General features: G+C 60.7%; 24 protein-coding genes. 12 read left to right on the top strand and 12 right to left on the bottom strand.

Going from position 1 to position 20,921, the window contains the following annotated elements:
* Nucleotides 1-374: 374 nt before the first annotated feature.
* Nucleotides 375-923: a hypothetical protein gene (locus ACSSVH_RS06840; RefSeq protein WP_492634255.1), complete on the top strand. Its 549-nt coding sequence runs from the start codon at nt 375-377 to the stop codon at nt 921-923.
* A 42-nt stretch (nt 924-965) separates the two neighbouring features.
* A complete protein-coding gene (locus ACSSVH_RS06835) occupies nt 966-1,130 on the top strand; it encodes a hypothetical protein (protein WP_172313380.1) in 165 nt (54 codons plus the stop codon).
* Nucleotides 1,131-1,175: 45 nt separating this feature from the next.
* Here ACSSVH_RS06835 and ACSSVH_RS06830 read toward each other — a convergent pair whose 3' ends face one another.
* Nucleotides 1,176-2,114 carry an aspartyl/asparaginyl beta-hydroxylase domain-containing protein gene (locus ACSSVH_RS06830; protein WP_169955575.1) on the bottom strand — a complete coding sequence of 313 codons (939 nt, stop codon included), beginning with the start codon at nt 2,112-2,114 and terminating at the stop codon, nt 1,176-1,178.
* A gap of 206 nt (nt 2,115-2,320) precedes the next feature.
* Nucleotides 2,321-3,295 carry a cysteine synthase A gene (gene cysK, locus ACSSVH_RS06825; protein WP_169955574.1) on the bottom strand — a complete coding sequence of 325 codons (975 nt, stop codon included), beginning with the start codon at nt 3,293-3,295 and terminating at the stop codon, nt 2,321-2,323.
* A gap of 125 nt (nt 3,296-3,420) precedes the next feature.
* On the opposite strand from cysK, the gene ACSSVH_RS06820 reads away from it, so the two are divergent.
* The 3 genes from ACSSVH_RS06820 to ACSSVH_RS06810 all read left to right on the top strand — a co-directional run bounded on the left by ACSSVH_RS06820 (nt 3,421) and on the right by ACSSVH_RS06810 (nt 6,650).
* Complete coding sequence (locus ACSSVH_RS06820) at nt 3,421-4,497, top strand: DUF748 domain-containing protein (protein WP_432755183.1); 1,077 nt, start codon at nt 3,421-3,423, stop codon at nt 4,495-4,497.
* 117 nt (nt 4,498-4,614) lie between these two features.
* Nucleotides 4,615-5,460, top strand: coding sequence for an AAA family ATPase (locus ACSSVH_RS06815; protein WP_029292347.1), 846 nt, complete (start codon nt 4,615-4,617; stop codon nt 5,458-5,460).
* Nucleotides 5,461-5,471: 11 nt separating this feature from the next.
* Nucleotides 5,472-6,650: a vWA domain-containing protein gene (locus ACSSVH_RS06810; RefSeq protein WP_057441266.1), complete on the top strand. Its 1,179-nt coding sequence runs from the start codon at nt 5,472-5,474 to the stop codon at nt 6,648-6,650.
* Between the two features lie 116 nt (nt 6,651-6,766).
* Here ACSSVH_RS06810 and ACSSVH_RS06805 read toward each other — a convergent pair whose 3' ends face one another.
* The 3 genes from ACSSVH_RS06805 to ACSSVH_RS06795 are packed head-to-tail and all read right to left on the bottom strand — an operon-like array spanning nt 6,767 to nt 9,122.
* On the bottom strand, nt 6,767-7,681 hold the full coding sequence (locus ACSSVH_RS06805) for a 5-oxoprolinase subunit C family protein (RefSeq protein WP_492634254.1): 915 nt from the start codon (nt 7,679-7,681) through the stop codon (nt 6,767-6,769).
* Nucleotides 7,678-8,382 (bottom strand): 5-oxoprolinase subunit B family protein, encoded by a 705-nt coding sequence (locus ACSSVH_RS06800; protein WP_492634253.1) that lies wholly within the window; start codon nt 8,380-8,382, stop codon nt 7,678-7,680. The genes ACSSVH_RS06805 and ACSSVH_RS06800 overlap by 4 nt, the downstream gene beginning before the upstream one ends.
* On the bottom strand, nt 8,379-9,122 hold the full coding sequence (locus ACSSVH_RS06795; protein ID WP_492634252.1) for a 5-oxoprolinase subunit PxpA: 744 nt from the start codon (nt 9,120-9,122) through the stop codon (nt 8,379-8,381). The genes ACSSVH_RS06800 and ACSSVH_RS06795 overlap by 4 nt, the downstream gene beginning before the upstream one ends.
* Nucleotides 9,123-9,300: 178 nt before the next feature.
* Here ACSSVH_RS06795 and ACSSVH_RS06790 point away from each other — a divergent pair, with 178 nt between their 5' ends.
* Nucleotides 9,301-10,239 carry a LysR family transcriptional regulator gene (locus tag ACSSVH_RS06790; protein WP_170043252.1) on the top strand — a complete coding sequence of 313 codons (939 nt, stop codon included), beginning with the start codon at nt 9,301-9,303 and terminating at the stop codon, nt 10,237-10,239.
* Nucleotides 10,240-10,363: 124 nt separating this feature from the next.
* On the opposite strand, the gene ACSSVH_RS06785 is transcribed toward ACSSVH_RS06790, so the two are convergent.
* The 3 genes from ACSSVH_RS06785 to ACSSVH_RS06775 are packed head-to-tail and all read right to left on the bottom strand — an operon-like array spanning nt 10,364 to nt 12,189.
* The gene (locus ACSSVH_RS06785) at nt 10,364-10,906 is read right to left on the bottom strand and encodes a DUF2937 family protein (RefSeq protein ID WP_016971394.1); all 543 of its coding nucleotides are present in this window, start codon (nt 10,904-10,906) and stop codon (nt 10,364-10,366) included.
* A gap of 11 nt (nt 10,907-10,917) precedes the next feature.
* Complete coding sequence (locus tag ACSSVH_RS06780) at nt 10,918-11,694, bottom strand: class II glutamine amidotransferase (RefSeq protein WP_029292340.1); 777 nt, start codon at nt 11,692-11,694, stop codon at nt 10,918-10,920.
* A gap of 30 nt (nt 11,695-11,724) precedes the next feature.
* Nucleotides 11,725-12,189: an MFS transporter gene (locus ACSSVH_RS06775; RefSeq protein ID WP_225923868.1), complete on the bottom strand. Its 465-nt coding sequence runs from the start codon at nt 12,187-12,189 to the stop codon at nt 11,725-11,727.
* 90 nt (nt 12,190-12,279) lie between these two features.
* Between ACSSVH_RS06775 and ACSSVH_RS06770 the strand changes: the two genes are divergently transcribed.
* Nucleotides 12,280-14,334: a S9 family peptidase gene (locus ACSSVH_RS06770; RefSeq protein WP_492634251.1), complete on the top strand. Its 2,055-nt coding sequence runs from the start codon at nt 12,280-12,282 to the stop codon at nt 14,332-14,334.
* On the opposite strand, the gene ACSSVH_RS06765 is transcribed toward ACSSVH_RS06770, so the two are convergent.
* Complete coding sequence (locus ACSSVH_RS06765; protein ID WP_169955567.1) at nt 14,331-14,615, bottom strand: hypothetical protein; 285 nt, start codon at nt 14,613-14,615, stop codon at nt 14,331-14,333. The two genes, ACSSVH_RS06770 and ACSSVH_RS06765, sit on opposite strands and share 4 nt — an antisense overlap.
* Before the next feature lie 81 nt (nt 14,616-14,696).
* Here ACSSVH_RS06765 and ACSSVH_RS06760 point away from each other — a divergent pair, with 81 nt between their 5' ends.
* Nucleotides 14,697-15,383: a spermidine synthase gene (locus ACSSVH_RS06760; RefSeq protein WP_169955566.1), complete on the top strand. Its 687-nt coding sequence runs from the start codon at nt 14,697-14,699 to the stop codon at nt 15,381-15,383.
* A gap of 12 nt (nt 15,384-15,395) precedes the next feature.
* Here the strand turns inward: ACSSVH_RS06760 and rarD are convergent, their stop codons facing one another.
* Nucleotides 15,396-16,280 carry an EamA family transporter RarD gene (rarD, locus tag ACSSVH_RS06755; protein WP_492634250.1) on the bottom strand — a complete coding sequence of 295 codons (885 nt, stop codon included), beginning with the start codon at nt 16,278-16,280 and terminating at the stop codon, nt 15,396-15,398.
* A gap of 622 nt (nt 16,281-16,902) precedes the next feature.
* On the opposite strand from rarD, the gene ACSSVH_RS06750 reads away from it, so the two are divergent.
* From ACSSVH_RS06750 to ACSSVH_RS06740, 3 genes are all read left to right on the top strand, one after another.
* Nucleotides 16,903-17,277, top strand: a complete 375-nt coding sequence (locus ACSSVH_RS06750) for a YajD family HNH nuclease (RefSeq protein ID WP_038448187.1) — start codon at nt 16,903-16,905, stop codon at nt 17,275-17,277.
* Nucleotides 17,278-17,413: 136 nt separating this feature from the next.
* The gene (locus ACSSVH_RS06745) at nt 17,414-17,881 is read left to right on the top strand and encodes an RNA methyltransferase (RefSeq protein ID WP_032863501.1); all 468 of its coding nucleotides are present in this window, start codon (nt 17,414-17,416) and stop codon (nt 17,879-17,881) included.
* Nucleotides 17,882-17,950: 69 nt separating this feature from the next.
* The gene (locus ACSSVH_RS06740; protein ID WP_169955564.1) at nt 17,951-18,292 is read left to right on the top strand and encodes a YgaP family membrane protein; all 342 of its coding nucleotides are present in this window, start codon (nt 17,951-17,953) and stop codon (nt 18,290-18,292) included.
* 138 nt (nt 18,293-18,430) lie between these two features.
* Here ACSSVH_RS06740 and ACSSVH_RS06735 read toward each other — a convergent pair whose 3' ends face one another.
* Both ACSSVH_RS06735 and ACSSVH_RS06730 read right to left on the bottom strand, forming a co-directional pair.
* Nucleotides 18,431-19,663: a hypothetical protein gene (locus ACSSVH_RS06735; RefSeq protein ID WP_492634249.1), complete on the bottom strand. Its 1,233-nt coding sequence runs from the start codon at nt 19,661-19,663 to the stop codon at nt 18,431-18,433.
* Nucleotides 19,664-19,675: 12 nt separating this feature from the next.
* Nucleotides 19,676-20,125 (bottom strand): YcgN family cysteine cluster protein, encoded by a 450-nt coding sequence (locus ACSSVH_RS06730; protein WP_029292333.1) that lies wholly within the window; start codon nt 20,123-20,125, stop codon nt 19,676-19,678.
* A 153-nt stretch (nt 20,126-20,278) separates the two neighbouring features.
* On the opposite strand from ACSSVH_RS06730, the gene ACSSVH_RS06725 reads away from it, so the two are divergent.
* Complete coding sequence (locus tag ACSSVH_RS06725; RefSeq protein ID WP_492634248.1) at nt 20,279-20,872, top strand: nitroreductase family protein; 594 nt, start codon at nt 20,279-20,281, stop codon at nt 20,870-20,872.
* The last annotated feature ends 49 nt before the right edge of the window (nt 20,873-20,921 follow it).

Below are 20,921 nucleotides of genomic sequence, written 5' to 3'. Positions count from 1 at the left end.
GCAACGGGGAACAGCGGTCTGCTGATCAGCCCGAAATGCCAACGCCCGGCGGTGATACGAGTGCGTACACCGGGGTGCTACTGACAGGTGGGGGGTAATGACTGATCTGCACAGGCTGCTGATTCCCGCACGGCACGACCGCAGCGTTGACCGCTGAATCGACTACCGCTATGCGTGGGGAAGCAGGCATGGGCTGATCTTTTATGAAGGGATGAGAAAATGCAGTGAAGCATCAGGTCCGACTATAACCAGCCGCTGACACGCTTTGCAATGGCTTTGCCAAAAGGCCAGTAAGGACATGTTGAAAAACCACCTCTAGCCTTGGGAAAACCCAACGCCCTCCGCTTCAGGAGGCTCTCGACTCATGACCGCCAATGCCAAAAAAACGCGACCCCTTGCGATACCAGCTCTACCGATCAAAAGCCTTACGCCTTGTGAATGCATCGACTCAACAGTGGTACAAAAACCAGAAACACACCGACGCCCCAGGCACAGAGAACGACTTAACCCATGTCCGTTTTGAATTGATCGACAGCCATGCATTGGCTGCCTATCAGGACTGGGCAGCAGACTCTCACTTCTCATGGGACGAGGTTGCGACGTGGAAAGGCCGTGAACCGATGGCGTTCGATTTGTCCCTCTGGTACGAAGAGGAACTCTGTGGGCTGTGCTTTGCCAATCCCAATCAAAGCCGATTGCGGATCAAGGTCATCCGCCTGGAGGGAAGACCTGGAAAATCCCACCCGTTGAAAAGCCGCATAGCATCACTGACGATGATTGCCATCGACCATTACGCGAGAATCATTGGCAGCCAATGGATAGAAATTCAGGAGCCCGCACCCGGTGCTATTGCCCTCTATCAAAACCTGGGCTTTGACTTCGATTCACGGGGCAGGCTTGTGATAGCGGTAGAGAACGAATAGCATCAAAAACATGTTCAATTAATGATCAATTGTGGAGGCTGCATGGGAGAACTTATTAAAAAACCCGTCGCCCGAAAAGCGTCGTCCAAGGCCCGCCAGGAACCTAAAAACACTGTACTGACTGCCAATCAGCGCCGTTTTCTAAACGCGGCCATGGCCGGCAACGTTGAAGAACCAAGCCTTTTGGCGGGTCACCCGGAAAAATAAAAGTCATAAAAAAACCGCTCATACGAGCGGTTTTTTTTGAACCCATCAGCCAAATAACCAATACACCAACGCCACAACCACCACCGCCGCCAGCACCGGCCGCATGATGCGATAGGCTTTGGGGTGCTTGCGCTTCCACTGCTTGACCACCCCACTGAAACGATCACTGAAGCTCTTGCTCCAGGCATAGGCTTGGTTGATCCCGCCCACGCGCTCGTCATCCAGGTTCTGCGGCGCGGTTGCGCGGCCCAATTGGGCACTGACCCAGCGATTGACGCGAGTCATCAACCGGTTGCTCAGTGGCCGCTCGATGTCACAGAACAAAATCACCCGGGTCTTCTCGGTTTCGTTCTTCACCCAGTGCACGTAGGTTTCGTCGAACATCACGTCTTCGCCATCGCGCCAGGCGTAGACCTGGCCATCGACGAAAATGCGGCAGTCGTCGGAGTTGGGCGTCGACAACCCCAAGTGATACCGCAGGGAGCCGGCAAACGGGTCGCGATGGGGGTTAAGGTGGCTACCGCCCGGCAACAGCGCGAACATGGCGCCCTTGACGTTGGGAATGCTGCTGACCAGGGCCACGGTCTTGGGGCACAGCAACTCGGCCGATGGCAGCGGTTTGTCGTACCACTTGAGGTAGAAGCGCTTCCAGCCCTTCTTGAAGAACGAGCCAAACCCGGCATCGTTGTTCTTCTCGGCAGCGCGGATATAGCCTTCGTCGAACAGGTGCATGGCCTCCTCGCGGATCACCTCCCAGTTGTCCTTGAGCACATCCAGTTCCGGGAACTTGCTGCGATCCAGGTAGGGCTTGGACGGTACAGCCGAGAAGATGTACATCAACGCGTTGTACGGGGCGAACAGCGCCGAATGGTTGACGAACTGGCGCAGCACCGGCAAACGCGCCTTGCCGCGCAAATGCACGTAGAGCGTACTGCCGATAAACAGCAACAGCACCGACAGCTTGGCGGCCAAAGAAAAGGTCATGCAGCAACTCCTGGAAATAGCCTCCCGGCAGCGGGAAACCAGACATAGCAGCCGGCCATGATAAACACTCCGGGCCGGAGGAAAAACCCGCGTCATCCAACAATCCGTTTTAAGGAGCGCGCGGCGAGCAATCAATTATGCATAAGGGGCATAAAACCGGGCTGATATGGATCAACCCGATTTCCCTGGAACGGCACCTACCAGGGTCAGGCCTGGTTTTCCTGGTCGGTGAACAGATCGCTGAACAGCATGCTCGACAAGTAACGCTCGCCGGAGTCCGGCAGGATCACCACGATAGTCTTGCCCTGCATTTCCGGTTTCTCGGCCAGGCGCACCGCAACGGCCATCGCCGCGCCACAGGAGATCCCGCACAGGATGCCCTCTTCCTGCATCAAGCGCAGGGCCATGGCCTTGGATTCCTCGTCACTGGCCAACTCCACCCGGTCGACCATCGACAGGTCGAGGTTCTTCGGCACAAAACCGGCACCAATGCCCTGGATCTTGTGGGGGCTGGGCTTGATTTCTTCACCGGCCAACGCCTGGGTAATCACCGGCGAACTGATGGGCTCCACCGCCACCGAGAGGATCGGCTTGCCCGCCGTGTTCTTGATATAGCGCGACACGCCCGTGATCGTCCCACCCGTGCCGACGCCCGCCACCAGTACATCCACCGCGCCATCGGTGTCGTTCCAGATTTCCGGGCCAGTGGTTTTCTCATGGATGGCCGGGTTGGCCGGGTTGTCGAACTGCGCCGGCATGAAATAGGTCGCCGGGTCGCTGGCGAGGATTTCGCCGGCTTTCTCGATCGCGCCTTTCATGCCCTTGGCCGGCTCGGTCAGCACCAGTTCGGCGCCCAGGGCCTTGAGCACCTTGCGCCGCTCGATACTCATGGACGCAGGCATGGTCAGCAACAATTTGTAGCCACGGGCGGCGGCGACAAAGGCCAGGCCAATCCCCGTGTTGCCCGAGGTCGGTTCAACGATGGTCATGCCTGGCTTGAGTTTGCCGCTGCTTTCCGCATCCCAGATCATGCTCGCGCCAATCCGGCACTTCACCGAATACCCAGGGTTACGCCCTTCGATCTTGGCCAGGATGGTCACGCCACGGGGTGCGATACGGTTGATCTGAACCAGGGGCGTGTTACCGATGGAGTGCGCGTTGTCTGCAAAAATGCGGCTCATGGCGGGGTCCTTTAGGCAGTTTTCATGAAGGCAACAAGGGTATGCCTCGTACTCCAAGGCGTCCAGTCGAGGAACGTTGCCGCTGCCGGCGTAGTCAACCGCCTATACACAGGGAGGAAAAACCCATGAAGCGTCGCTACAGTTGGCCGATATGGACGGTCGCCGGGCTGGTGGTCGTGCTGGTGGCACTGGACATCGCACTGCCCTACCTGGTGCGCAACTACCTCAATGAAAAACTCGCCGACATGGGCGACTACCGTGGCCAAGTGACGGACGTAGACCTGGCCCTGTGGCGCGGCGCGTACCGGATCAATGGCCTGCAGATCGTCAAGGTCGACGGCAAGGTGCCCGTACCGTTCGTCAAGGCGCCGGTCATTGATCTGTCAGTGAGCTGGCATTCCTTGTGGTACGACCATGCGGTGGTGGCCCAAGTGCAATTCGTCAAGCCAGAGCTCAACTTCGTCGACGGTGGCGCCAACAAACAGGCGTCCCAGACCGGTCGTGGCACCGACTGGCGGGCGCAACTGGGCAAACTGCTGCCCATCACCCTCAACGAAGTGCGCATCGACGACGGCAAGATTGCCTTCCATAACTTCAACTCCAAACCGCCGGTCAACATCGGGGCCACCCAGGTCAACGCCAGTTTCTACAACCTGACCAATGTGGTGGACGTCGAAGGCAAGCGCGATGCGCGCTTTGACGGCAAGGCCCTGTTGCTGGGGCATGCGCCGCTGGAAGCCAGCGCGACTTTCGACCCGCTGAGCAACTTTGAAGACTTCGAGTTCCGCTTTCGCGCCCGCGACATCCAACTCAAGCGCATGAACGACTTCGCCTCGGCCTACGGCAAGTTCGACTTCAATGCCGGCACCGGCGACGTGGTAATCGAGGCCCAGGCCGAGAAAGCCCAACTGACCGGCTATATCAAGCCACTGTTGCGGGATGTGGAAGTCTTCGACTGGCAACAGGATGTGCAGAACAAGGACAAGGGGATTTTCCGCTCGATCTGGGAGGCCGTGGTCGGCGCCAGCGAAACCGTGCTGAAGAACCAGAGCAAAAACCAGTTCGCCACCCGAGTCGAGCTCAGTGGCAGCGTTCACCAGCAAAATATCAGCGCGTTCCAGGCGTTTTTGCAGATTTTGCGCAATGGTTTCGTCCAGGCGTTCAACGCCCGCTACGAACAACCCAAACCCAGCGCCGATTGAACCTGGCGTGACTGGTCATTCAGAGACTGAATAACCCGTCTGCGTTCACAGTCACCGGGGCTGCGCGCTATAGTCGCAGGCATGCTGACTACCGGCGTCATGTTCGAGGATTGAGAAATGAAGTTCGAAGGCACCCAGGCCTACGTTGCCACCGATGACCTGAAATTGGCCGTCAACGCTGCCATCACGCTGGAGCGCCCGCTGCTGGTCAAGGGCGAACCGGGTACCGGCAAGACCATGCTCGCCGAACAACTGGCCGAATCGTTCGGCGCGCGGTTGATTACCTGGCACATCAAGTCCACCACCAAGGCGCACCAGGGCCTGTATGAATACGATGCGGTCAGCCGCCTGCGCGACTCGCAGCTGGGTGTGGACAAGGTCCATGACGTGCGCAACTACCTGAAAAAAGGCAAGCTGTGGGAGGCTTTCGAGTCCGAAGAGCGGGTGATCCTGCTGATCGACGAGATCGACAAGGCCGATATCGAGTTCCCCAACGACCTGCTGCAAGAACTCGACAAGATGGAGTTCTACGTCTACGAAATCGACGAGACCATCAAGGCCAAGAAACGCCCGATCATCATCATTACCTCCAACAACGAGAAAGAGCTGCCAGACGCGTTCCTGCGTCGCTGCTTCTTCCACTACATCGCCTTCCCCGACCGCACCACCCTGCAAAAAATCGTCGACGTGCACTACCCCGACATCAAGAAAGACCTGGTCAGCGAAGCGCTGGACGTGTTCTTCGACGTGCGCAAGGTGCCAGGTCTGAAGAAAAAGCCTTCCACCTCCGAACTGGTGGACTGGCTCAAGCTGCTGATGGCCGACAATATTGGCGAGGCGGTGCTGCGCGAGCGTGATCCGACCAAGGCCATCCCGCCACTGGCCGGCGCCCTGGTGAAAAACGAGCAGGATGTGCAACTGCTTGAGCGCCTGGCGTTCATGAGCCGTCGCGGCACTCGATAAGGGCTTTTGCCATGCTGCTCAACCTGTTCAATGAAATGCGTGCAGCCAAGGTGCCGGTCTCGGTGCGTGAGCTGTTGGACTTGATCAACGCCCTGAAACAACGGGTGACCTTCGCCGACATGGACGAGTTCTACTACTTGTCCCGGGCGATCCTGGTGAAGGACGAGCGCCATTTCGACAAGTTCGACCGGGCCTTTGGGGCCTACTTCAACGGCCTGGAAAAACTCGACGATCACCTGCAGGCGCTGATTCCCGAAGACTGGCTGCGCAAGGAGTTCGAGCGTTCGCTGAGCGATGAAGAGCGCGCGCAGATCCAATCCCTGGGCGGCCTGGACAAGCTGATCGAAGAGTTCAAGAAACGCCTGGAAGAACAAAAGGAACGCCACGCCGGCGGCAACAAGTGGATCGGTACTGGCGGTACCAGCCCGTTCGGTTCCGGCGGTTTCAACCCCGAGGGCATTCGCGTGGGTGATGCCGGCAAGCGCCAGGGCAAGGCGGTCAAGGTCTGGGACCAGCGCGAGTACAAAAACCTCGATGACTCGGTGGAGCTGGGCACACGCAATATCAAGGTGGCCCTGCGCCGCCTGCGCAAATTTGCGCGCCAGGGGGCGGCCGAGGAGCTGGATATCGACGGCACTATCGACCACACCGCCCGCGACGCCGGCCTGCTGAATATTCAGATGCGCCCGGAGCGGCGCAATACGGTCAAGCTGCTGTTGCTGTTCGACATCGGCGGCTCGATGGATGCCCACGTCAAGACTTGTGAAGAGCTGTTCTCGGCCTGCAAGACCGAGTTCAAGCACCTGGAGTACTTCTACTTCCACAACTTCATTTATGAGTCGGTGTGGAAGAACAACATGCGCCGCACTTCCGAGCGCACCTCGACCCAGGACCTGCTGCACAAGTACGGCGCCGACTATAAGGTGATCTTTATCGGCGACGCGGCCATGGCACCTTACGAAATCACCCAGGCCGGTGGCAGCGTGGAGCACTGGAACGAGGAGCCGGGGTATGTGTGGATGCAGCGGTTCATGGAGAAGTACAAGAAGCTGATCTGGATTAACCCTTACCCGAAAGACACCTGGGGCTATACCTCGTCGACCAACATCGTGCGGGATTTGATTGAGGACCAGATGTATCCGTTGACCTTGCGCGGGCTTGAAGAAGGGATGCGTTTTCTCTCTAAATAGGCGGTGAATTCACCGCAGCTATCGCAGGCAAGCCAGCTCCTACAGTTGAATTGCATTCACAAATCAAAAGATGTGAACGCCGCTCAACTGTGGGAGCTGGCTTGCCTGCGATGCCTTTAGCGATTCGTAAATCGCTGCAAATAGCTCAGATGCTCGCGATGCGCCGTCTCCTGCATCACCGGCGCCAGCCTCACCTTCTCTCCCGGCAGGCACTGCGCCAGGCGCGCCAACGCCAATGGCGTCAACGCCCCCAACCGCGGATAGCCACCAATGGTCTGGCGATCATTGAGCAATACAATCGGCTGCCCATCCGGCGGTACCTGGATCGCACCCAAGGGAATGCCTTCGGAGATCAGCGACGGCCCCTGATACGCCAATGGCGTGCCCAGCAAGCGCATGCCCATGCGGTCGGCGCGGCTGTCCACGGCCCATTCGGTATTGAAGGCATCGAACAGACTCTGGCCGCTGAACTGGCCGATCTGCGCGCCGAGGATCACGTCCAGGGGCGCGGTAGCTTGCAACCGCTCAACCGGCAACTCCCGCAACTCACTGCCGGTGCCGGAATACCCCAGGGCCGCACCTTCGGCCAGGGCCCGGCCAAAACCGTCCAGCCCGCCCAGGGCTTCGCGCCCGACGCTGGCACAACTGCCCAGCACCTTGGGCGCGTCAAACCCGCCCGGCGCCGCCAGGTAAGCCCGCGCACCACGGTGTGGCTGGGTGAAGCGCAGACGCTGGCCTTTTTGCAGAATGAAACTGCGGCCAGGGCTGATGGCGCGCTCGTCGATATACGCCCCCAGGTCCGCGCCGGCCAGGGCCAGCACGCATAGTTCCTCGGCCTGCACGGTAAAACCGCCCAGGGTGATTTCCACCACCGGCGCATCCAGCGGGTTGCCCAGCAGCCAGTTGGCCCAGGACATCGACACCCAATCCAGCGCGCCGCCCTGGGTCACGCCCAGGTGCCGCACACCAAAACGCCCGGCATCCTGCAACAGGCACAGCGCGGTGCTGGCCTCGATCAACAAGCGGCTCATGCCTGGGCCTCCAGGGGCGTGTCATCGCCACCCAGCTTGATAAATTCAGCGCGGCCAATAGCTTCGAAACGCACGCTGTCGCCTGGCTGCATCAGGCTGTAGCCGTCGCGCTCGCGGTCGAACAGTTTGGCCGGGGTGCGGCCGATCAGGTTCCAGCCACCAGGAGATTCCACCGGATAGGCTGCAGTCTGGCGCTCGGCAATGCCGACGCTGCCCGGCGCCACCCGTTTGCGCGGGGTGCCCAGGCGCGGCGCGGCAAGCTGTTCTTCCACCAGGCCCATAAACGCAAACCCAGGAGCAAACCCGAGGGCGAAGACCTGATAGTGATGCTGGCTGTGGCGGCGAATCACCTCGTTGACCGCAAGCCCGCTACGCTGGGCGAGCAAGGTCAGCTCAGGGCCGACGCTCAGGTCGTACCACACCGGCAATACATGACACTGCCCACTGCCCTGGGCCTGCGGCTGCAAGTCCGTCAGGGCGTGATCGATCAGTTCCCGGGCCTGTGCCGGGCTCAGTGCCAGCAGGTCGTAATGCACCATCAGCGTCGTGTAGGAAGGCACCAGGTCCACCAGCGCCGCGCCAAACCCCTCGCGCAGCCGGCGCGTGGCAGCAAGCATCCAGGGCATGTTGTCTTCGGCGATCACGTCAAACAGGCGCACCATCAGGCAGTCAATGGCGACTACTTCAATCCGTGGCTTCATGGTGGCGTCAACGCCTGGCGAATGCGCTGCACCGCCGCTACCGAGCTGGCGTTATCGCCATGCACGCAGAGGGTGTTGGCTTGCAGCAACAGCGGGCTGCCATCGCTGGCGACCAGGTTTTGGCCACGGGCAATGGTCAAGGCCTGCTCAAGGATGACCTGCGCATCGTGATGCACCGCGCCCGGTAACTGGCGCGAGACCAGGTGCCCGGCGTTGTCGTAGGCGCGGTCGGCGAAGGCTTCGAACCACAGGGTCACGCCATATTCATCCCCCAGGGCCTGGGCGGCGCTGTTGTCACGGGTGGCCATCAGCATCAACGGCAGGCTGGCGTCGTACGCCGCCACGGCCTGGATAACTGCGCGCAGTTGCGCAGGCTTGGCCATCATGTCGTTGTACATCGCGCCATGGGGTTTGACGTAGCTGACCCGGCCACCCTGGGCCCGGCAGATACCGTCGAGCGCACCGATCTGGTAATGCAACAGGTCCTGGAGTTCCTGGGGCGCATAGGCCATGGAGCGGCGGCCGAAGCCTGCCAGGTCCTGATATGCCGGGTGCGCACCTATCTGCACGCCATGCTGCAACGCCAGGGCGACGGTCTTGCGCATGATGCTCGGGTCGCCGGCGTGGAAACCGCAGGCGATATTGGCGCAATCAATGAATGGCATGACCTCGGCATCCAGACCCATGGTCCAGGCGCCAAAACTTTCGCCGATGTCGCAGTTCAGTAGCAGGCGGCTCACACTGAAGACTCCTGTAGGCTTTATTTTTTTGTAGTGTGGGATCTTTTACCAAGATCCCGCAACGATGTTGTCCTGAGCCCCGACGACGCTTATCGTGAGACAGCCCGATTTTTGGCGCGCAGCCCCTGCTGCGTCCAACTAATAAAAACCGATCCATGCATAAGAAAAAGTTGATCCCATGAATTTGAAGTTCCTCGAAACCTTCGTCTGGGTGGCCCGGCTCAAGAGCTTCCGGCTGACCGCAGAGAAGCTGTTCACCACCCAGGCCTCGATCTCCAGCCGCATTGCAGTGCTGGAAAGCGAGCTGGGGGTGAAGCTGTTTTTGCGAGACTCGCGTGGCGTAAGCCTGACCCCGGACGGGATGAAGGTGCTCGATTATGCCGAACAGATGATGGTCACCATGCAGGGGCTCAAGCAATCGCTGGAAACCACCAGCAGCAAGGTCGGACGCATCCGCATCGGCGCAATGGACACGGTGATCCACACCTGGCTCAGCCCGTTGGTGACCGAGCTGATGGACCACTTCCCCCTGGTTGAGATCGAATTGGTCGCCGATACCGCGCTGAATCTCTGCGATCAGCTGCAAAAAGGCTTCCTCGACGTGATCCTGCAAACCGACCTGATGCGTCAGGAATCGGTGCGCAGCCTGGAACTGGCCAGCCACCCCATGGGCTGGATAGTCGCCAGCCACTCGATCTACAACCGCGACTACGCCTCCCTCGCCGAACTGGCCCAGGAACGGATTATTACCTACTCGAAAAACTCCCATCCCCACCAGGACGTGTTGAGCCTGATGCAGGCCCATGGCGTGGCGGCGCCGCGCATGAACTGCGTGAACTCGGTGTCGGCCATCACCCGCCTGCTACGCGACGGCTTCGGTATCGGCGCGTTGCCGCCGGTGCTGGTCAGCGAAGAATTGGCGCGGGGCGAGTTGCTCGTGCTGCCGATGGCGCAGCGCTTGCCGAACCTGCAGGTGGTGGTGTCGTGGCGGGTGGGGGTGGAGTTGGTGGAAGAGATTGTGGCGTTGTGCCAGAGCGTAGTGGCGCGGTATGCCGAGGAAGTGGGTGAAGAGCGCATGGTGCTCAACCAACCAAACCCGCTGAGGACACCCGATTAAACCTGTGGGAGCTGGCTTGCCTGCGATGCAAGCACCTCGGTACATAAGCTGCACCGGGGTGACGCCATCGCAGGCAAGCCAGCTCCCACACAAACCCGCTGCAACCTTGGGATTTGTGGCGTAGTTACAGGCCCTTGAGGTCCCGCTCTTCAATCGGCCGGCTCTGGCGCAAGCGCTTGCCGCCCAGCACCACCCAGTCGATCAGGCGGAACAGGCACTCCAGGCCGAACGACAGCAGCATCGCCCCACCCAGGCCCCAGCCCATGGCTTCGGGGGTCAGGAGGATCTGGTAGCTGTAGCCATTCCAGGTTTCCCGGCGGATATCCGGGTCGGCGGCCACCGCCACCTGCAAGGCGCGGATGTACCACGGCCCCTGCATGGCCTGGAATTGCTTGTCCAACGCCACCTGGCGATCGAGCAAAGTGCCGAGGCTGTTGGCATCGCTGCGGAACACCGGGTCATCGCTGGCACGGTAATGCGCCACCAATGCTTGCAAATCGCCATTGAAGAACTGCTGGGCCGTGCTTTCAAAACCGCGCAAACCGGTCTGGGCTTCGATCAGGTGGGCCTCGACCCGCTTGGCGTAGTCGTTGATAAACCCCGGGACTTGCACCCCGACCAACAAACCGATGGCAAACAACACCAGGCGCAGATAGCTGAGCAACATAATCGACGTCCTTATGCGGTTGTGCCCTGGCGCACGCATTCGCCGCGCCGCCACAGGCTCCACTGGCCCGGTTCGTAGCGGGTCCAGGTCTCGTTTTCGGTCAAGGGTTCGGTGGCAATCACCGTCACCACATCGTTTGGCGTGGTTTCAGCCTGAAAATCGACGATCACGTCGACATCTTTCAACCGTGCAGGGCCAAACGGCGCACGGCGGGTGATCTGCGCCAGCTTGGTCGAGCAGTAGCAGAACAACCAATCACCATCACTGAGCAGGCAGTTGAACACGCCCTTGCTGCGGTATTCGGCGCAGGCCGCGATCAGGTCCGGCAGCACTTGCTCGATATCCACCGGTTCTGGAAACGCCTCGCGGATGCGGTTGAGCAGGTCGCAGAACGCCGCTTCGCTGTCGGTATCGCCCACCGGGCGGTAGAACGTGGCCTGGGGCGTGAAGTCGGCGAGTTGGCCATTATGGGCGAAACACCAGTTGCGCCCCCACAGTTCGCGCACGAACGGATGGGTGTTGGACAGGCTCACCTTGCCGACGTTGGCTTGGCGGATATGACCAATCACCACTTCACTTTTGATCGGATAACGCTGCACCAGCAGGGCCACTTCCGACTCGCTGCTGGCCGCCGGGTCCTGGAACAGCCGCAGGCCACGGCCCTCATAGAAGGCAATGCCCCAGCCATCGCGGTGTGGCCCGGTGCGCCCACCGCGCTGCATCAGCCCGGTGAAGCTGAACACAATATCGGTCGGTACGTTGGCACTCATGCCCAATAATTCACACATGCCAGGACTCTCGATGCAGGGCTTACAACGTTAAAGACGCGGCTCGACCCGCATACCACTGACCGGGGCCGGCGCACGGCCATAGGGCTCGTCGTCCTCAGGCTCGGCCGCGACCGCTGCCGCAGCGGCGGCCTTCTGCTCACGCCGGGCCTTGGCGGCACGCTCGATGGGCCAGCGAATCAGCACAAAGACCAGGTACAGGCCAAAGGCGATCATGGCGTACATCAGCAAATCGGACACCGCCCGCCAGGCGTTATTGCCCACTTTGAGCAACAGATCCAGGGCGGTGATGGCCACGGCCGGGGCGAATTGCTCCTTGACCGGGTCGACAATGGTCGGGCTCAACAGCAGCACTGCCATCAGCAACCGCAGCGGTTCGCGCAGCCAGCGCCAGATCCAGCGGGTCAGGCGAAACCACACCAGCAGGCAGCCCAAAGCGGCGAAGGCGTAGAGGCCCCAAGCGGTCAGATAGTCGTTCTCGGTCATGGTGTCCATGGCAAGGTAGGCAAACAGGCCCGTATGATAACGGCTTTTGAGTGCCACGGCTGCAATGCCGTCGGCCCGCCACCAGACAGAGAGTGATCCATGCCTTCATCGACCCACGCCGCTGCCGCCCCGATTGCCCGCCAGGACTCAGGCCAGGACCCGTATGCCTGGTTGCAGGAACGCGACAACAGCGAGGTGCTCGACTACCTCAAGGCCGAAAATGCCTGGCAAGAGGCGCAGCTTGAGGACCAGAAAGCGTTGCGCGAAAGCCTGTTCCAGGAGATCAAGGGCCGTATCCTCGAGACCGACCTGTCACTGCCCTCGCCCTGGGGCCCGTACCTGTATTACACGCGCACCACCGCCGGTGACGAATACGCGCGCCATTACCGCTGCCCGCGCCCGGCCGACGACAGCCAGCAGATCGATGAAAACGCCGAAGAACTGCTGCTGGACCCAAATGTGCTGGCCAATGGCGGCTTTTTCTCCCTCGGCGCCTTCAGCATCAGCCCGGACCACAAGCGCCTGGCCTACAGCCTGGATACCAATGGCGAAGAGATCTACACCCTGTACGTGAAGGAATTGTCTTCGGGCAAGGTCAGTGAACTGGCCTTCGAAGGCTGCGATGGCAGCATGACCTGGGCCAACGACAGCCTGACGCTGTTCTTCGGTGAACTGGACGACACCCATCGCCCGCACAAGCTGTATCGCTACCGCCTGGACGGTACCGCTGCCGAAGAAGTGTTCCACGAGCCCGACGGCCGCTTCTTCCTGCATTGCTACCGCTCCAGTTCCGAGCGCCAATTGCTGCTGTCCCTGGGCAGCAAGACCACCAGTGAAATCTGGGCCCTGGACGCCGAGCAGCCGCAACAGGCGTTTGCCTGCCTGGCGCCACGGGTTGAAGGCCATGAATACGATGTCGATCACGGCAAGCTGGACGACCAATGGACCTGGTTTATCCGCAGCAACCGCGATGGCATCAACTTTGCGCTATTCCAGGCGGCCGACACCGGCGGCGTGCCCACCGAAGACCAGTGGCACAACCTGATTGCCCACGATGACGCGGTGATGCTCGATGGCGTGACGCTCAATGCCCGGGCCATGACCCTGAGCCTGCGCATTGGCGGCCTGCCGGTGATCGACGTGCACCCACAAGGCCTGCCGGCTTATCGCGTGGAACTGCCGGACGCGGCCTACAGCCTGTATGTGCAAAACAGCCTGGAATTCGACAGCGACAAAATCCGCCTGCGCTATGAAGCACTCAATCGTCCGGCCCAGGTCCGCCAATTGGAGCTGGCCAGCGGCGCGCAGCACGTGCTCAAGCAAACCCCGGTACTGGGCGTGTTCAATGCCGACGATTATGTCAGCCAGCGGCTGTGGGCTACCTCTGCCGATGGCACCCAGGTGCCGATCAGCCTGGTGGTCAAGCGTGACCAGGTGGGCCAGCCGACGCCACTGTACCTGTACGGCTACGGCGCCTACGGCTCGAGCCTCGACCCGTGGTTTTCCCATGCGCGCCTGAGCCTGCTGGACCGCGGCGTGGCGTTTGCCATTGCCCATGTGCGCGGGGGCGGCGAATTGGGCGAAGCCTGGTACCGCGCCGGCAAGCAGGAGCACAAGCAAAACACTTTCAGCGATTTTATTGCCTGCGCCGAACACTTGATCGCCGAGGGCCTGACCACCTCCAAGCATCTGGCCATCAGCGGCGGCAGCGCCGGCGGGCTGTTGATCGGTGCCGTGCTCAACCAGCGCCCGGATCTGTTCCAGGCAGCCATTGCCGAAGTGCCCTTTGTCGATGTGCTCAACACCATGCTCGACCCCGACCTGCCACTGACCGTCACCGAATATGACGAATGGGGCAACCCTCAGGAACCCGAAGTGTACGAGCGGATCAAGGCCTATGCGCCGTACGAAAATGTCAGCGCCCAAGCCTACCCGGCGATGCTGGTGATCGCCGGCTATAACGACAGCCGCGTGCAGTACTGGGAAGCCGCCAAGTGGGTGGCCAAGCTGCGCGCCACCAAGACCGACGACAACCTGCTGCTGCTCAAGACCGAACTGGGCGCCGGCCATGGCGGCATGAGCGGGCGTTACCAGGGCTTGCGTGACGTGGCCCTGGAATACGCCTTTGTGTTCAAGGCCCTGGGGCTGGTTTAAGAACCCGCCGCCTTGGGCTTGCTGTCGTTTTGCTGCAAGCCGGGCAAGGTCTGGTCCTTGGGCGGCTTGGGCATTTCAATCGGCGGCAACAACGGCGCCCCGCTACCTTGTGGCTTGGGCGCCGTTGGCGGCGTGACTTGCGGATAGGGGGTCGGCGTGGCAGTGCCCGGCGCCCCCGTGGTGGTCGCCGGCGTGTTCGGCACGGGTTGCAACTGCTGGGCATGTGCGGCACCCAATGTGAGCACACTCCCTACAATGACCGCTAGAATGCTGCACTTCATCGATGGCTCCATGGCCTGACTGTTAACCAGTCCCAAGGCTACTCCCAACCGCGCAAGAATGCCCTTCCCAATGAGATTTCCATGAAACGTTTCGTGCTGCTCGACACCACCCCGATCCCCGATAACGGCGGCGCCCTGTGCCTGTTCGAGTACGGCGAGGATTTTGTGATCAAGATCCAGGGCGGTGACGGCGGGCAATTGATGAACACGCGCATGCACGGCTCCGAAGATGCCCTGGCCGAAATCCCCTGCCGCAAGGTCGCCGGCCGCCCTGGTTCACGGGTATTGATTGGCGGCCTGGGCATGGGGTTCACCCTGGCCTCGGCGCTCAAGCACCTGGGCAAGACGGCCGAAGTGGTGGTGGCTGAATTGGTACCGGGCGTCGTGGAGTGGAATCGCGGCCCGCTCGGGGAAAAATCCGGCAACCCGCTGCTGGACCCGCGCACGGTAATCCGCCTGGAAGACGTGGCCAAGGTGCTGCAAGCCGAGCCCCAGGGCTTTGATGCAATCATGCTCGACGTCGACAACGGCCCCGAAGGCCTGACGCAGAAAGCCAACAGCTGGCTGTACTCCGCCGGTGGCCTCAGCGCCTGCGCCAAGGCCCTGCGCCCCAAGGGCGTGCTGGCCGTGTGGTCGGCCAGCGCCGACAAGCAGTTCAGCGACAAACTGCGCAAGGCCGGCTTCAAGGCCGAGGAAGTGCAAGTGTTTGCCCATGGCAACAAGGGCACCCGGCATACCATCTGGATTGCCGAGAAACTCAAGGGCTGAACGGCGCGCCGCTCAGATCGAGCGACGCAGTCGACTCAGGTGCCGCAAGCCTTCCAGTACCAACACCACCACCGCCAGCCAGATGGGCAGGTAGGTCATCCACTGGCCCGGCTTGAGGCTGTCGCCCAGCATCAACGACACCGCCACCAGCAACACCGGCTCAGCGTAACTGAGCAGGCCGAACAGGCTGAAGGGCAACAGGCGGCTGGCCAGGATGTAGCAATAGCCTGCCGCCGCGCTGACCAGGCCCATCACTGGCACCAGCCAGTACAACGCCGGGCGCTGCGCCAGCGTTTCGCCAATGGGTTGGCCGCCGAGGATGAACCACAGCGCCACGGGGATCATCAGCATCATGTCCAGCCACAATCCGCCCAGGTTGTCGGTGCCACAGCGCCGGCGCAGGACGAAATACAGCGGGTAACCAACACACACCACCAGGGTGATCCAGGAAAACCCGCCCGTGCGGTACAACTCATTGCCCACGCCCACTGCGGCCAACACGGCGGCAATCTTTTGCAGATGGGAAAGGCGTTCGCCATAGACGATACGCCCGGTGATAACCATGGTCAGCGGCAACAGGAAGTAACCCAGGGAAACGTCCAGGCCATGGCCGTTGAGCGGCGCCCACATGAAGATCCACAACTGCACACCCACCAACGCGCTGGTCAGCACCACGCAAGGCAACAACCCCGGCTTGTCGCGCAAGCGCTGGTAGATCAGCGGCACCCATTTCCAATCCCCGGACAGGCACAGCAGCAGCGTCATGAAGGGCAACGAAATAAGGATTCGCCAGCCAAATATCTGCTGGCCGTCCAAAGGCTCAAGAAGAGAAGTAAAGAAATACAGCACACCAAACAGCAAGGACGCGGAAACCGCCAGAACAACACCTTTAGACACAACAGCCTCTACAACAAATTGCATGTATTGAATTGAAGCTGGCAGTTGAATGTAAGCGAGACGAACATCAAAACTTATTAACGCGCACCACAAACTTACAACTCACACAGAATAGAATTCCAGAGTCATGAATTTATAAGCACAGGGTAACTCGTCGATTTTTTATTATTGGCAAGACGCTGATCAAACTCTTCAACCAACCCGACTTCGGTGATTGGCAGCAGTACGCTCTGCACGAGCGCCTCTGATTTGAAACGCCACAACGCCAGCCGCGGGGGCTGATATCGTGATGGGAAAACCCGATTGCACGGGAAACTAACGGTCGCCAGGCAAGACCTGGCTTATTGAGAACCTGACACCACCACACAACAGCGGCAGTGGGCCAAGAGACGCCACATTAAAGAACTTGGTAAAGTTAGTCCAACACTTTCTCAGCTAAAACTAACGTTGGCCTTATTTAACTTCCCAACGGTATTCAAACACAGCGTTGGCCAGCCATTGTTAGTGTGCCCCAAGCCGCCCAATCGCCGCCCGGCGCCCGGACTGAAAAAGCCAAGGGCTTATTGCCCCGCGAGCAGCTAGAATCAACGCCATCCGTGATCCACTAAAAACAGGAGCCAAGATGAGCTCAAGCAACCCGCCCTCCCACACCGCCAAGCTGGACCGTATCCTCGCCGATGCCCAGCGCGACCGGGAAATGGGCTACCGCGACAAAGCCCTGAAAATGTACCCCCACGTATGTGGCCGCTGCGCCCGTGAATTTGCCGGCAAGCGCCTCAGCGAGCTGACCGTGCACCACCGCAACCACAACCATGACGACAATCCCCAGGACGGTTCCAACTGGGAGTTGCTGTGCCTGTACTGCCACGACAACGAACACTCGCGGTACACCGATCAGCAGTATTTCGGCGAAGGTTCCACCAGCAGCCCGACCATTGCCAAGGCCACGCACAACCCGTTTGCGGCGTTGGCGGGGTTGATGAAGAAGGACGACTGACGGTCGTCGCTGAACGTTACGACGTCATCGCGGCGATGCGGCGCGATGACAATCACCCAAACACGCCATTTCTATAGCGACCGCTGCTCGAGCAATCCCCGTATAATTGCGGTTTTTCTCGAAGGCACCCTCTCCCGTGGGCAATAAACGCTACAGCTGCATCGGTCTGTACAACCCCAAATCCCCCGAAAACGTCGGTTCGGTCATGCGCGCCGCCGGCTGCTATGGCGTGGCTTCGGTGTTCTACACCGGTAAACGCTATGAGCGGGCCCGGGACTTTATTACCGATACCAAGAAGGTCCACCACGATATCCCGCTGATCGGTATCGACGACCTGAAAAAGATCCTGCCCCTGGGCTGCATCCCGGTCGCCGTCGAGCTGGTGGACGGCGCCCGCCCGCTGCCCGAATACACCCACCCGGATCGCGCGCTGTATATCTTCGGCCCCGAAGACGGCTCCCTCGACAAAGAGATCCGCGACTGGTGCGAAGACGTGATCTACATCCCGACCACCGGTTGCATGAACCTCGCGGCCACGGTCAACGTGGTGCTCTACGATCGCCTGGCCAAGGGCAATAACACCCGTTCGGGCCCCAAGTACTGATTTGGCGGGAACATCCACGAACTGCCGGCAGTCAGTTGCATATCAATGGCCCTTTGTTGGAGACAGACCATGAGCGACAGCAAAACCCTCAACCCTGTAATTGAATCGACGCCGTTCCAAACCCAGCCGACCCAGAATGTCCAAGGCTGGGAGCGCATTGGCTCCTTGGCCGGTGGCGTGGTGATGATGGGCAAGGGCATTCGCCGGGGCGGCTTCTTTGGCCTGATCCAAGTGGCGATTGGCGGTGTGGCCTTGGCACGCGGGATCAGCGGGCATAGCTCGGCCAAGTCGCTGCTGGAAAAAAGCCGCCAGGATATGAACAGCGTACGCACAAAAATCGAACGCGCCGGCGAAGAACTGAAAAACCTCAAGACCCGCGCGCAAGTGGCTGCCGAAAAAACCACCCCGTGACGCAACTTGTGTGGGAGCTGGCTTGCCTGCGATGCGGGCGGCTCGGTCTTTTAGTCAGACCGAGGTGATGCTATCGCAGGCAAGCCAGCTCCCACACAAACCCAGTGCCTACACAAGCTGTGTTTGCACCATTGAGTTTCAGCGCAGCAGTTTGCTGTCGAGCACCACCGAGGATTCGCCAATCACGCTTTCGGCCAACTGCACAAACTCCCTGGTCGTGATGCTGTCCAGGCGCATCAGCGCCTGCGTCAGGTCATCCAGGGAACGCTTGTTGTGGGTTTTCAGGCGGATTTCGCGATCCAGTTCCTGCAACACCACCACCGCCCGCGCCACCGTGGCGCCGCTGACGTGCTCGCCGCGCAAGGTCGTCACACCCTTGCCGTCCTTGCTCAAGCGCGCCTGTACTGCCTCATAACGCTCGTCGCTGATGCCACCCGCGCGGCGTAGCAGTTCAATGGAGTAATACTCGGCAAGCCCTTCGCTGATCCAATCGCTGCCCTGATGGTCGTTGAACCGGCCGATGGCCTGCACCACTTCGCGAATCAACGGGCTACTGCCGTTTTCGCTGACCAGCGGCGTGCGGCTATTGAGGTACACCGAATCGCGCCCGGAAAACGCGCCACGGCGCATCGGATCACTGGCCCCCACGACCAGCAGTTTGGCCGGATGCCGGGGAAACGCTGCTTGCACCTGGGGCCAAACGAATGTCAGCAACGTCAACACGTCCATGCGGCGCATGGCCTGGCCCTTGGGCGAGGTCACGGTGATTTCAGTTTCGCCCAGGCGTACCCGGCGGCTGCCCAGGTTACCGGCGAGCATCCAGCCCGTAGGCCGGTCGAACAGACGGGACACGTTGTCGATACGGAACTTGTGCTTGCCGATCCGCGGCCAGGGGGTCTCGACGCTTTTCCATCCTGGCGGTAGCTCGAAGGTCAGCCGCGACACCAACTCCACGCCGTCCTGCTGGTCAAGCCGGGCCGCAGGCACCAGGTCTTCACCACGAAACAACGCCCAGCTGGGGGTCATGCGCGATTCATAGATGCCGGGCTTGCGCGCATGGCTCAGGCGCACGCGGTAGGTCAGGCTGGCCTTGTCCGCGCCCGGCTGCCACAGGCCACGCCGGGCGCCCGTATCGGGCGTGACCTGCCACTGGCCGTCGGCCTTGAAGTCGCTGTAGTCACCTTCGCGCCCCAGGTCGAAGTTCAGGCTGCGCACCGCCGAGCCCTCGGACAGGCTCAGGCGCACCTCGGCCTGATCGCTCTGGGGTAATAGTTTGACGTGATAGTCGAGGTCGACTTTTTTCGCCGACCATGCCGACGTGCTCAACCCCAGCAACAGCAGGCTTGCCGCCAGCCTGGCTTGGACCGTCATACGCTCTCCTTTTCAGCCTGCGCGAAAAATCAGGTAATCCTCCCAATCGTCCTCGGGCACGCTGCCTTCGCTGAGCATGCGGCCGGACTGGGAAATGCGTTCGTGGTGCACGGCGTCGCGATCACCGCAGACCAGGTGGTGCCATAGCGGCAAGTCCTTGCGCTCACTGACCAGGCGATAGCCACAGGTCGGCGGCAGCCATTTGAACTGATCGGCCTGGCCCGGCGTGAGCTGGATGCAATCGGGCACCGAGTCCCGACGGTTAGGGTAGTCGGTGCACTGGCAGGTTTTCAGGTCCAGCAATTTGCAGGCGATGCGCGTGTAATAGACGCTGTTGTCGTCTTCATCTTCAAGCTTTTGCAGGCAGCACAGGCCACAGCCGTCGCACAGCGACTCCCATTCCTCCTGGTCGAGGTGCTCAAGGGTTTTGCGTATCCAGAAAGGTTCGACTTTGGCGGCCATGGCTCTACATCAGTATCGGTAGGTGAAAAGGCCGCCAGTCTAGTGCCCAAGCCCCCTGGGGCCAAGCGCTTACGACTGCCGGTAGGGCAAGACTTGTCAGGCGCGCGGCGGCGCAGTAGCTTTGAGGGCCGTTTTTTTCACCAGGATCCGCTTATGAGCACTGAGCCACGCGTTGCCGATTACCCGATCCACCCGCAGTTCACCGAGCGTTGGTCGCCGCGTGCGTTTACCGGGGAAAGCATTCCGGAGGAAACCCTGCTGAGCTTCTTCGAAGCTGCGCGCTGGGCGCCTTCGGCCTACAACTCGCAGCCTTGGCGGTTTCTCTATGCCCGTCGCGATACACCGCACTGGCAGCGTTACCTGGGCCTGCTCAATGAATTCAACCGTGGCTGGGCGCAACATGCCTCCGCACTGGTGATCGTGGTGTCGAAAACCACTTTCGCAGTGCCCGGCGCCAGCGAAGAAACCCCGGCGCTGTGGCACACCTTTGACACCGGCTCGGCCTGGGGCCACCTGGCGCTGCAAGCCAGCATCGGCGGCTGGCATACCCACGGCATGGCCGGCTTCGACCAGGAGCTGACCCGCAAGGAACTGAAGATCCCCGAGGGTTATGCGCTGCATGCGGCAGTTGCGGTGGGCAAGCTGGGGGACAAGGCGACCCTGGCGGACTACCTACAGGCCCGGGAAGCCCCAAGCCCCCGCCGGCCGTTGAGCGAGTTGGTATCTGCTGGTGACTTCAAGCTCTAAGCCCCCGGCTGCATAGGCCATCGCCTGGCGTATGCAGCTTGTTGAAAGC

It is taken from the genome of Pseudomonas sp. HC1(2025) (assembly GCF_058742075.1).
Note: the sequence above shows the minus strand (reverse complement) of the source record. Positions and strands in the feature narration are given on the sequence as shown.